The sequence below is a fragment of the Desulfovibrio sp. 7SRBS1 genome, assembly GCF_049723905.1.
Classification (GTDB): Bacteria; Desulfobacterota; Desulfovibrionia; order Desulfovibrionales; family Desulfovibrionaceae.
This window is the reverse complement of sequence record NZ_JBJKFD010000001.1, coordinates 3349803-3363750: the sequence shown is the minus strand read 5'-3', so window position 1 is coordinate 3363750 and position 13948 is coordinate 3349803. Positions and strand designations below refer to the sequence as shown.

Sequence of the window (13948 nt, the reverse complement as noted above, 5' to 3'; positions counted from 1 at the left end):
TTAAACTTTTGCCAGACGACGGGTCTGCTTCTTCAAACGGTTGATCTTCTTGCGCAGAATTTCAACAGCCTTGCGGGATTCGGCCTTGGCCTTTTCCGCACGCAGAGCCTTTACCTGATCTTTGATTTCCCGAATCTTGCTCTTGGCTTCTTCGGCGGGCTTGGGCTCTTCTTCGTCCTCAATGCCCAGAACGTCCTTGATGGATGCAAGCAGGGTTTCCTTGTCCATGCCGGAAGCACCAACGATGAACTTGGAGAACTTGTCGATGCACAGTTCGCGAAGTTCCTTGACGGTCATTTTGTCAAGGGGCTTCTTCAGATCAAGGCTCTCAAGGGTGAGCTGTTCTTCAGTGGCTTCTGCAGTTTCTTCAGTCTTAGTTTCTTCGCTCATTTTTTCCTCCAGAAATTATATCTTCCCGGCAAACCGGCGGACATAGGCGCGGTAACTTCTTCCAATCGCCGAGTCGCTTTCCAGGAGATGCTGCAAAGTGCCCAGTTTCCCGGGGGGATCGACCTTTGGAGCGGCCATATTCCCTTTGGGCTCAGAGCCCCGGGCTAGCGGGATTTTGCCGCTTATCAGTTCAAAGACCACTTTGTCAAAGAATTCTTCTCCCAGAAACTCATTTACCACCTGCAAAATCTCCGGTGCAAGGAAATGAATTTCCTGCATAACCAGAGAATCGTGCGCGCCCAAAACCAGGGTTCCCTTGCGCGTTTTCAAGGGGTGCACCATCTCGGCAATGGCCGGGTCCACCACGCGGGGCCAGTCCCGCCACAGCCGCACCAGGGCAAAACGACGCTCCGTGTCCGGCCCCAGAGTGGGCCCCACCAACGAAGACGCGGCCGTGGGCTTGCCTTCCCGGAATCCGCGCACTTTGTCCGGCCTGAAACGCAACCAGGCCATGGGATCTTTGTTCCTGCGTCGCATTTCTACCGTATAAGGCCAACCCACCGCCCTGGCAACAAAATGCGTTGTTTAATTTTACTTTGATAAAGCTGGCTTTCTTCTTGACGAAGAGGTAAATCAATACTACCACGACTTAATAAATCAACATTTATTGATACAATTATCTATGGAACTTCTACAACTCAGCAAAGCACTTTCCGATGCCACCAGGCTCCGCCTGCTCCGCATTCTCGACCGTTACGAGCTTAATGTGGGTGAAATTGTGGCCGTTATGGGCATGGGCCAGTCCCGCATTTCGCACCACCTGAAAAAACTCTCGGAATGCGGGTTGCTCTCCACCCGGCGCGACGGGCTGTGGGTGTACTACAAAACCGCAGACCAGGGCGAAGGGCACGATTTTCTCAAGGCCATCCAGCCCTTCATGCCCGACAACGCGCAGGGAGGACAGGACCTCGACGCGGCATCACGCGCCGTGGAGGAACGGGCCCTGGCCAGCATGCGCTTTTTCGACAGCGTGGCCGGAGACTGGCAGCGGCTTACCCGCGAAATCCTGGGCAATTTCGACATGGCCGCCGAACTGGCCAAACGCCTGCCCCGGTGCAGCATTGCCGCCGACCTGGGCTGCGGCACGGGCGCACTGCTGCCCCTGCTCAAGGACCGGGCGCGCAACGAGGTCATCGGCGTGGACCACTCCCAGAAAATGCTCGACCTGGCACGCAACCGCCTGCCCGGCGACACCTGGGCCAGCCTGCGCATCGGCGACCTGGAACACCTGCCCCTGCGCGACCGCGAGGCAGACTGTGCAATTATCAACCTGGCACTGCACCACCTGTCCACACCCCAGGTGGGTATTGCCGAAGCCGCCCGAAGCCTCGCACCCGGGGGCACACTTATCATCGGAGAGCTGGAAAAACACAACCGCGAAGATCTCCGCTCGCGCCACGGCGACCGCTGGCTCGGCTTCACCCCCGAGGAAATGACGGAATGGCTGTGCGATGCGGGCTTTGAAAAACCCAAGTTCACACGTTTCGAATTGGAAACCGGCCTCGTTTTCATTTTGTACGAAGCCGTAAAAAAACAACCGTAAAAAGCTTTGAGGAGGACACTATGTCTGTACAACCTCTTGACCTTACATTGGACCACAAAATAGCCGATAAAAGCCTCGCCGCCTGGGGCCGCAAGGAACTGGACCTGGCAGAAAACGAAATGCCCGGCCTCATGGCCCTGCGCGCCAAATACGGCCAGGAAAAGCCCCTCAAGGGACTGAAGATCATGGGCTCCCTGCACATGACCATCCAGACCGCCATGCTCATTGAAACCCTGTATGAACTGGGCGCCGACCTGCGCTGGGCTTCCTGCAACATTTTCTCCACTCAGGACCATGCCGCGGCCGCCATTGTCGAAGCCGGTACCGCCAAGGTCTTTGCCTGGAAGGGCGAAAACCTGGACGAATACTGGTGGTGCACGGAAATGGCCCTCACCTGGCCCGACGGCTCCGGCCCCGACCTCATCGTGGACGACGGCGGCGACGCCACCATGATGATCCATGTGGGCGCAAAGGCAGAAAAAGACGCCTCCGTGCTCGACGTGGACGACGATTCTTCCGACTGGGTCGCCCTGGTCAAACGCATCAAGGCCAACCTGGAAAACGACAAGGGCAAATGGACCAAGTTCGCTGAAAAGGTTCGCGGCGTGTCCGAAGAAACCACCACCGGCGTGCACCGCCTCTATCAGATGATGGAAAAAGGCGAGCTGCTCTTCCCCGCCTTCAACGTCAACGACTCCGTTACCAAGTCCAAATTCGACAACCTCTACGGCTGCCGCGAATCCCTGGCCGACGGCATCAAGCGCGCCACAGACGTCATGGTGGCCGGCAAGGTCGTACTGGTTTGCGGATACGGCGACGTGGGCAAGGGCTGCGCCCAGGCCATGCGCGGACTCGGCGCACGCGTGCTGATTACGGAAATCGACCCCATCTGCGCGCTCCAGGCCTGCATGGAAGGCTACGAAGTAACCACCGTGGAAGACGCACTGCCCGTGGCCGACATCTATGTGACCTGCACCGGCAACTACCATGTTATCCGCGGCGAGCACATGAACCAGATGAAAAAGGACTCCATCGTCTGCAACATCGGGCACTTTGATAACGAAATCGAAATGGCCTACCTGGAAAAAAGCCAGGACTGGGAAAAGAACGAAGTAAAACCCCAGGTGGACATCTGGACCAACACAAAGACCGGCACCACCATCATCGTGCTGGCCGAAGGCCGCCTGGTGAACCTGGGCTGCGCCACCGGACACCCCAGCTTCGTCATGTCCAACTCCTTCACCAACCAGGTTCTGGCCCAGATCGATCTGGCCAAGAACGACTACAAACCCCAGGTTATGGTTCTGCCCAAGTACCTGGACGAAGAAGTCGCACGCCTGCACCTGGACCGTCTGGGCGCCAAGCTCACCAAGCTGTCCCAGACACAGGCCGACTACCTCGGCGTGAAAGTCGAAGGTCCGTTTAAAGCCGATCACTACCGCTATTAGAATGTAGCGGATATAAGGCGGGGGAGGAGGGAACTTTTGCAAAAGTTCCCTCCTCCCCCACACCCCCTCCACCCTCAAAAACCTTTATTCTTTCTTAAATACAGCCGTACTTTTTTCTCTCTTTCCCCTATCTACCCTCCTTACCACCATTCTCGTAAGAACGACGCTATCGGCCCGTTATCAGCACCTTAGGCAGGGCCATCGAAAGGGGCGACAAAACAAAAGCACCTATCGCCAGCCCTGTAGCTACACAAAAAAGCCCCAGATAATTCCCCAGCAAGGGACCGGCAAAATAGCCGAATCCCCACAGCAGGTAGTAGACGCCGGAGACTGTTCCCTTGCGATGCTCCGCGCTGACTTCATTCAGCAACGCCATGGAGGAGACGGCAAACGTCCCCGCGCCAAGGCCGATGGTCACGAAAAAGCCAAGCCAGAATGCGGCAGGAGCATGGACAAAGCCGATCAGTCCGCCCCCCAGGAGCGCAAGCCCGCCAGACATGAAGAATGGTCGGCCGTAGCGGTCGGAAAGAACGCCTCCCGTCAGTTGCGCAAGGGCAATGCCCCCATATACGGCAAAGAAGTAAGCTCCTATCCGGCCCTGGTGCCAGCCTGCTTCCGCACTCAGGTAGACGGGAATGCAGCTTACGAGCAGCCCGTACACGGCCCCGAAGACCGGCACGCCGCAGAAAATGCGCACTACCCAATTCCGCTCCTCGGTCATGGGTGTTGTAGCGTTGCTCTTCAAACCACTCTGGGCCGGGCCGCTTTGCCCGCTCACCCATTGTGCCGACTGCTGCGGACGAGCCTTGCCGCTGTCTGTTTCGCGCACCACGTACAAGACCAGCACCATTGCCACAAGGCTCAGCACGCCAAACACTATAAAGGGATCGAGCCAGCCCTGCCATGCACTGGCGGGCAGCACCGCTGTAAGTCCCGGCCCGAACATCAGCCCCATATGAAAAAAGGCATTGTACAGGCCCATGACGCGCCCTTTCATTTCCGGGTACAGCCGCGCCAGCAGCACAGGGGCGGAAGCCCATACTGGCGCCTCCCCGGCCCCCTGGATGAACCTCCCCGCGTATATCCACATGGGTGTCTGCGCCATGGAGAACAGGGCTGCGGACAAGGCTATCAGCAGGCAGCCTGCCGCAACCACGCCCCGGTATCCGCGGCTGTCCGCAAGGCGTCCCACCGGGTATTGGCAAAGCAGGTAGGCCACGGCAAATACCGAGGCCAGCCAACCGGAATTCCGCAGGGTGCCGGAGGCCTGAATATACTTTTCCGGCAGGGCCACTACGGCCAGGCCCATGCCTGTCATTATAAGAAAAACCGCCAGGCAGAGCCCGGCCAAAGGTATGAATCGTTTCATGGTGACGTCCCATGGCCCCTGCCGCAACATCGATACGCGGCAGGGCCTTGTATGCTTCCCGTCTGTTGTCCAAAGACAACAGGAGAGCGTCTGAGTCCGTCTTGTCCGGCTGTTTTCCCACGGAAAAAGCGTGCAAACGCAATCTCCAAACCGCTAAACGCAGCCTGCTACGAAAAACAGAAACGGAACAAGAAGCCGGAGACAATAAGATAAGGGGAAGCCGGACGCACAAAGAAACAAGGGACCCGGCCCGTCACACAGGGCGAGTCACTCGCGGCCAGAGGCCGGGCGCGGCGTTCCTCCCATTAAATGGAAGGAGGAGGAGAAACGTTCAAACGATGCTGATGCATCGGCATACACCTTTTTGAGGGAGGAAAGAGTTCTGAAAAACAGTCCTTGGCAAGGATGTCCATACATCCTGCAAAGCTTTATTAAAAGACAACGCCAACGGCAAAATGTCAACCGAACAAACGGGCAGCGCACCAGAGGTTGGGAATTGTCCGCAGCAACGCCGCTATCGTGCTGTTCCCCAGAATTCCGAGGTGTTTCTCTTCTTTCCCTTAGCCTCACTGCACCATTCTCGTGGGAACGGTGCGAGAGCAAGGCGTCAGGGAAATTGATTCGCGACGTGTACTCTTATGTACACAAGCGATATCAATTTTCCGCAACAACGCCGCTATCGTGCCGTTCACGCGAGAATGAAAATGCGGTATCGATTGCCCGCAGCAACGCCGCTAACAGCCCTTTACCGACAGCCTTAGCGGCGGGAGCGCTTCCACGCCATGAATAAACACCCCACCAGCCCGACCAGAACAATGCCGCAGCCCAGAGTCATCATAATGATTGCAGGGGTACTCATATTACATGGCTCCTTGCCGGTCCAAAGGTGAACGACGCAGATTGCGCCAGGACTTGAGCGTCAGCAGAAAGCCCACCACAGGCATGCCCACGGCCACGCTCAGGCCGAATGCCGCAATGGCGGCCATGGGATATCCGCCGTAGGGCCGGGTGAACTCTTCCACTATGTTCATCACGGTCATGTAGCCCAGCACCGCCGGGGTCAGGTACTTGATGCAGTATTCCCACCACACGCCGATCCTGAAGTCCGAGTACTCGTTGACTTCCGCACGCATCTTGGAGGCATTGTAGAACCAGCCGATGATAAAGGCTTCCAAAAGTCCGCAGGTGGCAATGCCGTAGTTGCCCACGAAGTGGTCCACAATATCCAGAATCAGCACGCCCGCGCCCGTTGTGTACAGTGCCGAACCGGCAAATCCCAGCAGGGAGACAATGGTGATGAGCCGCTTGCGGGAGATGTTGAATTTGTCCAGGGCCGCGCTGCAGAACGATTCCAGCATGGAGATGCTGGACGAAAGCCCGGCAATGAACAGGCAGAAAAAGAACAGCACGCCGATGAGCGACTTGGCCACGGGCATCTGGGAAATGGCCATGGGAAAGGCCACAAAGGCGATGCCGGGGCCGCCCTTGGCGACTTCGGTGAATTCCACGCCCATGGAGTGGGCCACAAATCCCAGGGTGCTGAACACGGTAATGCCCGCAATGATGTCGAAACTGGAGTTTGCCAGGACGGTTATGCAGGCGTTGTTCACGATGTCGGATTTTTTGGGCAGATAGCTGGAGTAGGCGATCATCACGCCCACGCCCAATGTGGCCGAGAAAAAGACCTGGGCATAGGCCGAGACCCACACCTCGGGCTTGAGCAGCACGCTGAAGTCGGGCTTGAACAGATAGTCCAGGCCGAGGCTGGCACCTTCCAGGGTGACGCCGCGAATCATGAAGCCGATCATAAGCAACAGCAGCAGGGGCGTGAAGATGCGCGAGGCCTTTTCTATGCCCCTGGAAATACCGTTGCGGGTGATGAACCAGTTGCAGAACCAGACCACGACCGTGGTGGCCAAAATGGGCCAGTTGACCCCACCCAGATGAAAGGGGCTGTTGCTGACGTGCAGAAAGTCCACCCCGAAAAATTTACCAGGGTTGTCGCCCCAGCCGAGGTTGACGGAGTAGAGCATGTAGTTGAGGCTCCAGGCCACGATGGAGGAGTAGAACATCATCACCATCAGGGGAATCATCACCTGCCACCAGCCCAGCAGCTCGAAGCGGCGTCCCAGACGCGAAAAGGCGTAGGCCGCGCCACTCTTCATCCGGCTGCCGAATCCGTATTCGAGGATCATCAGCGGGATGCCAGCGGTGAGCAAGGCGAAGAAATAGGGAAGCAAAAACGCGCCACCGCCGTTGTTGTAGGCCTGAAAAGGAAACCGCCACAGGTTTCCCAAACCGATGGCAGCGCCTACGGTGGCGAAGATAAACCCCTTGCGGGATATCCACTGGTCCCTGTTCTCCTGGCTCATGCGCAACTCCTGGGTGCATTTATTCTCAACGAGGTTCGGCAGTTGGGATACTGAAGCAGTTGGGATACTGAATCGGAAGGCGGACGTCCAGCTGTCCGTGGCCCTGCCTGCGCAGCACATGCACGAACCGACAAACCGTTTTTACGAATACGGAAATACTTTGCGCCCCTTTGCCGAGCTTGCTATACGGTGCGCATTGGATCAAACACGGGCTCAAGCCCGCATTGCACACCTCTTTTTACCGGAGATTTCATGAGAAAGAGCATAGCAGCGTAATCCGTCCGCTGCCGTAGCAACACGGATACACGTTGCCTTACATACGCCGCAGCGGGCGGAGACTTCCTGTTGACCATGAGTCCGGGCGATTGGGCGATTGCCCGTTCGTATACCTTACTACCAACAGGAGCCGTCCAATGACGCGCATAGACTACAGCAAATCGACAAAATACACCGACCTGGATGCCATATATATGGAATGCAGCGGCCCAGGCGGGCTGCGACTGAGCGACTTCATGGCCCAGAAAATGGGCATGGGGCCGAAAGCCCGATTGCCGAAAGCCCGACTGCTCGACGTGGGCTGCAACCGGGGCGTCCAGAGCTGCTTTCTGGCAAAGGAATACGGGCTTTCCGTCTTTGCCATAGACCCATGGGACGACCGCATGCAGGGCGACCCCATGGTGGAACACGTACGCCGCAACGCGCAGGCATGGGGCGTTGCAAGCTCTGTGCTGGCGCAAAAGATCGGCGTGCCCGATACCAACTTCGCCTCCGAATCCTTCGACTTCGCCCTTTCCACCACTGCGCTGGAAATGGTGCGCGGGATGCAGGGCGAAGCCGGCTACCTGGCCTGCCTCGAAGAAATTCGCCGGGTACTCAGGCCCGGCGGCGTGTTCGGACTGGGCGAGCCCATGCACCTGGACGTGCCCCTGCCCGCAGACCTGGAACCGTATGTTTCGCAGGAAGAATTCCCATGGAAGGAATGCTTCCGCGACATCCACGCAACCGTTGCGGACGTGGAACGCGCGGGCTTCAGAGTCATCGAAAGCGGGTACGCGCCCGACGCCCAAGATTGGTGGATGGAATTCGCGCTGCACGACCCGTTCTGCAAAAAAGACCCACAAGGCGACCCCAAAACCCTGGCCGTGGATAATGGCCGCTGGACCAGCTTCGGGTACGTGATTGCCGTAAAACCCGAGTAACGCACACACAAGGCGGCAGGCATTGCGCTTGCCGCCTTTATTTATATCCAAAGCTCTCCGCTTCTTCGGCCTTGTCTCTTCTATCTTCTCTTCTTTCTGCTATTCTACCCATCCCCAGCACCATTCTTGTGAGAACGGTGCGAGAGCAAGGCGCCAGCGAAATTCAGAGCCGACGCGTATTTCCTGATACGCGAGGTTTTGAATTTCGTGCAGCAACGCCGCTATCGTGCTGTTCTCACGGGAATGGATGTGCGCTGGTGCACATGTGGCACCACTGCAACACCCTCAAAAATCCAAGCAAACCAAAGCCCACCCCAAAAAGCGTTGCACCAGCGCAACATAGTTGAAAAAAATCCGCTTCTGTCCTTTTTTTCACAAATGCGACATTTCTTCAATAAAACAAACTGGTTACACTTTTGGCACCAGCCTTGCTAAGTGGGAGACATCAGAGCGAACGGGTTTATCACTCAAACAATTTTTGCTGCAGCTCTTTAAGTCTGCAGCCCACTCAATTTATCAGGAGAAAGCACCATGACTGGTTGTTGCTCACTTTCCCCCCAGGAAGATCGCATTCTGAACAAACTGGATACCCGCAAGGGCCGCGAACGCGTATACGGCATCATGGATACGTTCCACATGACCGTCCCGCACATCGACATCCAACGCGCCCAGTATTTCACGGAATCCATGAAGACGACCGAAGGCCAGCCTCTGGTTCTGCGCTGGGCCAAGGCGCTCAAGAACGTTGCTGAAAAAATCGACGTGTACATCACGCCCAATTCCCTTCTTGCCGGACGTGCAGGGCAGCCCGGCCGTTATGGCATCCTGTATCCGGAAATCGACGGTGACTTCTATAAAGTGGTTATGAAGGACCTGCACAAGCGCGAAAAAAGCCCCTTCATCATCTCCAAGGAAGACACCGACCTGCTGCTGAGCGAAATTGCTCCCTTCTGGGAAGGCAAGACCTACCACGAGCACCTGAACCACGCCCTGCCCGAAGAGCTGCGCACCGTCACCTACGACGACAACGAAGGTCTGAAGTCCAAGTTCGTGGTCAGCGAAACATCTTCCTACCGTTCCGCCCTGCAGTGGGTGCACGACTATGAAAAGGTCATCAAGCGCGGCTTCCTGGACATCCAGGCCGAAGCACAGGCCAAGCTGGACGAACTCGACCCCATGAGCCCCACGCAGAACTGGGACAAGCGCCCCTTCTACCAGGCCATGGTCATCGTCTGCGACGCCATTATGATTTGGGCAAAGCGCCACGCCACACTGGCACGGGAACTTGCCGCCGCCGAAAAGGACGAAAAGCGCAAGGCCGAGCTGCTGGAAATGGCTGAAATCTGCGAACGTGTACCTGCCGAGCCCGCCCGCAACTTCCGCGAAGCCCTGCAGTGCCAGTGGTTTGTACAGATGTTCTCGCGCATGGAGCAGAAGGCTTCGGCCATCATCTCCAACGGCCGCATGGACCAGTACCTGTACCCCTTCTACAAGAAAGACATTGAAGAAGGAAAACTGACCGAAGAACAGGCTACCGAACTGCTGGAAATCATGTGGGTTGAAATGGCCCAGTTCATCGACCTGTACATCAACCCCACAGGCAACGAATTCCAGGAAGGATACGCCCACTGGGAAGCCGTAACCATCGGCGGCCAGACTCCCGACGGACAGGACGCCACCAACGAGCTGTCCTACCTGTTCCTGAAGTCCAAGCGGGATTTCCCCCTGAACTACCCCGACCTGGCAACCCGTATCCATTCCCGTACTCCGGAGCGTTTTCTCCACGAGATCGCGCTGACCATCAAGGACGGTTCCGGCTTTCCCAAGCTGATCAACGACGAAGAAATCGTGCCCCTGTACACGGCCAAGGGCGCTCCCTTCAAGGAAGCCCTGGACTACGCCGTTTCCGGCTGCACAGAAGCCCGCATGCCCAACCGCGACACCTACACATCCGGCTGCGTGTACATCAACTTTGCCACTGCCATGGAAATGACCATGTACAATGGCCGCATGCTGCACTACGGCGACGAGCTCATCGGCCTGGAAACCGGCGACCCCACCTCTTTCAAGACCTGGGACGAATTCTACGAAGCCTACAAGAAGCAGCACATGAACCTGCTGTCCAAGGCCTTCCTGCAGCAGTACGTGGTCGATTGCCTGCGTCCCGAACACTTTGCCTCGCCCATGGCTTCCGTGCTGCACGACCTGTGCATGAAGGAAGGCAAGGACCTGCAGAGCCCCAAGATCGAAGGCGGCGTGGACTACTCCTACTTCGAATTCCTGGGCTATGGCACGGTTACGGACAGCCTGTCCGCCATCAAGAAGCTGGTGTTTGAAGACAAGAAGCTGACCATGGCCGAAGTTGTGGAAGCCATGAAGACGGACTTTGAAGGACATGAAGACGTCCGCGAAATGCTCCGCAACGCTCCGGCCTACGGCAACAACGACGAATACGCCGACGCCATTGCCAAGGACATCGACTTCATCACCCAGGTATACGCTGAAAAATACTCCAAGGAACGCGGCATCCATTGCGACGTCCGCTACGTGCCCATCACCTCGCACGTTCCCTTTGGCAAGGTCGTTTCCGCCACGCCCAACGGACGCCACGCCTGGACTGCCCTGTCCGACGGCACTTCCGCTTCCCACGGCGCAGACCACAACGGCCCCACCGCCGTGCTCATGTCCAACTACCACACCAAGAACATGGGCATGATGAACCGCGCGTCCCGTCTGCTGAACCTGAAGCTCTCCCCCAAGGCGGTAGAGGGCGAGGAAGGTACCCGCAAGATCATGGACATGATCCGCACCTGGTGCGACCTGCACCTGTGGCACCTGCAGTTCAACATCGTGAACAAGGAAACCCTGGTGGCCGCCCAGAAGGACCCGGACAGCTACCGTGACCTGCTGGTTCGCATTGCCGGCTACAGCGCCTACTTCTGCGACCTGTCCAAGGACCTGCAGGACGACATCATCAACAGAACCGAACACGCCACGGTCTAACCGTAAGGCATGTAAAGGGGAGGACGCCGCTTCGTCCTCCCCTTTTTCACATCTTTTTTCCCATGCTGTCACAAGGATATTCAGAATGAGCATCCCGGATTCGCAACAAAAAGGCATCGTCTTCAACATCCAGAACTATTCCGTCCACGACGGCACAGGAATACGCACCCTGGTTTTTCTGAAGGGATGCCCGCTGCGCTGCAGGTGGTGCAGCAACCCGGAATCGCAAAACATGCGCCCGGATCTGGCCTTCAACCCCAGAAAGTGCCTTACCACGGAAAAGTGTACGCGCTGCATAAAAGCCTGCCCCAACGGCGCGCTGAGTGCGTCCGAACAGAACATGCCGCAGATAGACCCGGAAAAATGCGTCCGCTGCCACACCTGCGCCGAGGCCTGCCCCGCCAACGCGCTGAACGTGTACGGCGAAACCATGACCGTGGCCGAAGTGATAAAGCAGGTGGAAAAAGACAGCCCCTTTTACACCCGCTCCGGCGGCGGCATGACCCTGAGCGGCGGCGAAGCCATGGCCCAGGGAAAATTTGCCGCGGCCCTTTTGCGCGAAGGACGGAAACACCGCATCCACTGCATGATGGAAACCTGCGGACACTGTTCCTGGGAAACATTGAAGGAAGCGTGCCAGAGCCTGGACGCCCTGATAATGGACATAAAGTGCATGGACAGCGCAAAGCACAAGCAGTTCACCGGGGTGGGCAACGAGCGTATTCTGGAGAACTTCGGCAAGGTCTGCGAGGAATTCCCGGACCTGCCCATCATGGTGCGCACCCCTGTTGTGCCCGGCTTCAACGACACTGAAGAGGACATCCGGGCCATTCTGGAATTCCTCCCCCTGGGACGCAAGGGACTGAGCTACGAAATGCTGCCCTACCACCGGTTTGGCGAACCCAAATACAACTACCTGGGCAGAACCTACGAAATGACGGAAAAGGAACTGGACGAAGGGCTCATGGCCCGGTTGCAGATCCTCCAGGCCGGTTTTGCGGGGAAATTTGCACAGTAGCCACTGACTGTTTTTTGTTCGCCACGGCTGAAGAACACAGTCTGGCTCCCCCTCTCTCTTGAACAGAAAAACCGGGCGCATGCCATACGCGCCCGGTTTTTTTTATATACCGCAGGAGTTGCAGGCCAAATGGCCGCGCTCCCATTAATTCGGTTTTTCGTACTTTCGCATCTTGCGGAAAATCGTGGTCCGGTCCACGCCCAGCGTCCGAGCCAGGGCGCTCATATTTCCCAGCCTGGCCATGCCATCCATAATCACCTTCTGTTCCACCTCGTCGAGAATCTGCTTCAGGGTCTTGCCCTCCACCTCCAGATTCTCCAGCAGGCCGTTGCGCGCTTCCTCTTCGCTCGCATTCTTGAGAATGGGAAGGTCCTTGGCATTGATCATGCGCTTTTCGCAGGTGATCATGCATCCGAGGATGAGGTTTTCCAGCTCGCGCACGTTGCCGGGCCAGGAATAGGCCAGCAAGGCCTCTTCGGCGTCCGGGGCAAGAACCACGTCGCGCTTGTACTTTTGGGAATAAAAACGGAGGAACCCGCGCGCCATGGGCAGGATGTCGGCCTTGCGCTCCCGGAGCGGAGGAATGGTGACCACGGCCACCTTGAGCCGGTAGTAGAGGTCGCTGCGGAAATGGCCCTCGGCGACTTCCTGCTCCAGATTTTTGTTGGTGGCGGCAACCACGCGGACATCGACCTTTCTGGGCGTTGTGGAGCCCACGCGGACAACTTCGCGGTCCTGCAGAACGCGCAGCAGCTTGGCCTGCATGGACAGGGGCAGTTCCGCTATTTCATCCAGAAAAAGCGTACCGGACGAGGCAGCCTCGATAAGCCCCACCTTGCCCTGCTTGCTGGCCCCGGAAAACGCGCCGGGGGTGTAGCCGAACAGCTCGGTTTCTATGAGATTTTCAGGGATGCTGCTACAGTCTGTCTTGATAAAGGGAAGGTTGACGCGGTTGCTGGCCTCGTGCAGCCGGTGGGCAAAAACATCCTTGCCCGCTCCGGTTTCCCCCTGGATGAGCACGGTCACGTCGGTATCGCCCAAAATGGAAATCTGGGCGTAGAGCTTTTTCATGGCCCGGCTGGAAATCATCCTGGGGAATTTTTCGTGGGGTGTGCCCCCACCTCCCTGGAGCTTCCTGAATGCTTCCAGCAGTTCCTTTTGGGCGGCCACCTGCTCGTTGAGTTCGGCAATCTTGGTGATGTCGCGGATAAAGGTGATTACCAGCACGACATGGCCGAGCTCGTCAAAAATAGGATTGCCCTCAAGGATAAGCTTGCGCCCGTCCGCGAGGTTCTGCATCCGGGTGGCGGGCTGTCCCGTCTTGACGATTTCCGGGTTCAGAACAACGTCGAACGCGCCCTGCTCCACCATGTCCATTGCCTTTTTCCCAAGAATGTCCTGGGGGGCTATGCCGGTAAGCTCCGAATGCTTCGAGTTCACATAGATCATGTTCCCGTAGCAGTCTGAAATGGCAATGGCCTCCCCGAACGAATCCAGGAGATCCGACATGTAGGCGTGCAGTATATCCGTCGGCAAGGATGTATTT

The 13948-nt window shown here is 57.3% G+C and carries 11 protein-coding genes; 5 read left to right on the top strand and 6 right to left on the bottom strand.

Annotated features, from left to right (window positions below):
- Together ACI0FJ_RS15070 and ACI0FJ_RS15065 are read right to left on the bottom strand one after the other, a co-directional pair.
- Entirely contained in the window at nucleotides 1-390 is a 390-nt protein-coding gene (locus ACI0FJ_RS15070) for a hypothetical protein (protein ID WP_424304720.1), read from the bottom strand.
- A 15-nt stretch (nucleotides 391-405) separates the two neighbouring features.
- The gene (locus ACI0FJ_RS15065; RefSeq protein ID WP_424304719.1) at nucleotides 406-903 is read right to left on the bottom strand and encodes a DUF721 domain-containing protein; all 498 of its coding nucleotides are present in this window, start codon (nucleotides 901-903) and stop codon (nucleotides 406-408) included.
- Between the two features lie 169 nt (nucleotides 904-1072).
- Here ACI0FJ_RS15065 and ACI0FJ_RS15060 point away from each other — a divergent pair, with 169 nt between their 5' ends.
- Nucleotides 1073-1993 (top strand): ArsR/SmtB family transcription factor, encoded by a 921-nt coding sequence (locus ACI0FJ_RS15060; RefSeq protein WP_424304718.1) that lies wholly within the window; start codon nucleotides 1073-1075, stop codon nucleotides 1991-1993.
- Nucleotides 1994-2013: 20 nt separating this feature from the next.
- Nucleotides 2014-3441 carry an adenosylhomocysteinase gene (ahcY, locus tag ACI0FJ_RS15055; RefSeq protein WP_424304717.1) on the top strand — a complete coding sequence of 476 codons (1428 nt, stop codon included), beginning with the start codon at nucleotides 2014-2016 and terminating at the stop codon, nucleotides 3439-3441.
- Between the two features lie 166 nt (nucleotides 3442-3607).
- Here ahcY and ACI0FJ_RS15050 read toward each other — a convergent pair whose 3' ends face one another.
- The 3 genes from ACI0FJ_RS15050 to ACI0FJ_RS15040 all read right to left on the bottom strand — a co-directional run bounded on the left by ACI0FJ_RS15050 (nucleotide 3608) and on the right by ACI0FJ_RS15040 (nucleotide 7182).
- A complete protein-coding gene (locus ACI0FJ_RS15050; protein ID WP_424304716.1) occupies nucleotides 3608-4810 on the bottom strand; it encodes an MFS transporter in 1203 nt (400 codons plus the stop codon).
- 757 nt (nucleotides 4811-5567) lie between these two features.
- On the bottom strand, nucleotides 5568-5669 hold the full coding sequence (locus ACI0FJ_RS15045; RefSeq protein WP_424304715.1) for a MetS family NSS transporter small subunit: 102 nt from the start codon (nucleotides 5667-5669) through the stop codon (nucleotides 5568-5570).
- Nucleotide 5670: 1 nt separating this feature from the next.
- Nucleotides 5671-7182, bottom strand: a complete 1512-nt coding sequence (locus ACI0FJ_RS15040) for a sodium-dependent transporter (RefSeq protein ID WP_424304714.1) — start codon at nucleotides 7180-7182, stop codon at nucleotides 5671-5673.
- 413 nt (nucleotides 7183-7595) lie between these two features.
- On the opposite strand from ACI0FJ_RS15040, the gene ACI0FJ_RS15035 reads away from it, so the two are divergent.
- The 3 genes from ACI0FJ_RS15035 to hpsH all read left to right on the top strand — a co-directional run bounded on the left by ACI0FJ_RS15035 (nucleotide 7596) and on the right by hpsH (nucleotide 12402).
- Nucleotides 7596-8381, top strand: coding sequence for an SAM-dependent methyltransferase (locus tag ACI0FJ_RS15035; RefSeq protein WP_424304713.1), 786 nt, complete (start codon nucleotides 7596-7598; stop codon nucleotides 8379-8381).
- A 531-nt stretch (nucleotides 8382-8912) separates the two neighbouring features.
- Nucleotides 8913-11384: a (2S)-3-sulfopropanediol dehydratase gene (gene hpsG, locus ACI0FJ_RS15030; RefSeq protein WP_424304712.1), complete on the top strand. Its 2472-nt coding sequence runs from the start codon at nucleotides 8913-8915 to the stop codon at nucleotides 11382-11384.
- A gap of 85 nt (nucleotides 11385-11469) precedes the next feature.
- Nucleotides 11470-12402: a (2S)-3-sulfopropanediol dehydratase activating enzyme gene (gene hpsH, locus ACI0FJ_RS15025; RefSeq protein ID WP_424304711.1), complete on the top strand. Its 933-nt coding sequence runs from the start codon at nucleotides 11470-11472 to the stop codon at nucleotides 12400-12402.
- A 144-nt stretch (nucleotides 12403-12546) separates the two neighbouring features.
- Here hpsH and ACI0FJ_RS15020 read toward each other — a convergent pair whose 3' ends face one another.
- Nucleotides 12547-13938, bottom strand: a complete 1392-nt coding sequence (locus ACI0FJ_RS15020) for a sigma-54 interaction domain-containing protein (RefSeq protein ID WP_424304710.1) — start codon at nucleotides 13936-13938, stop codon at nucleotides 12547-12549.
- Nucleotides 13939-13948 lie beyond the last annotated feature (10 nt).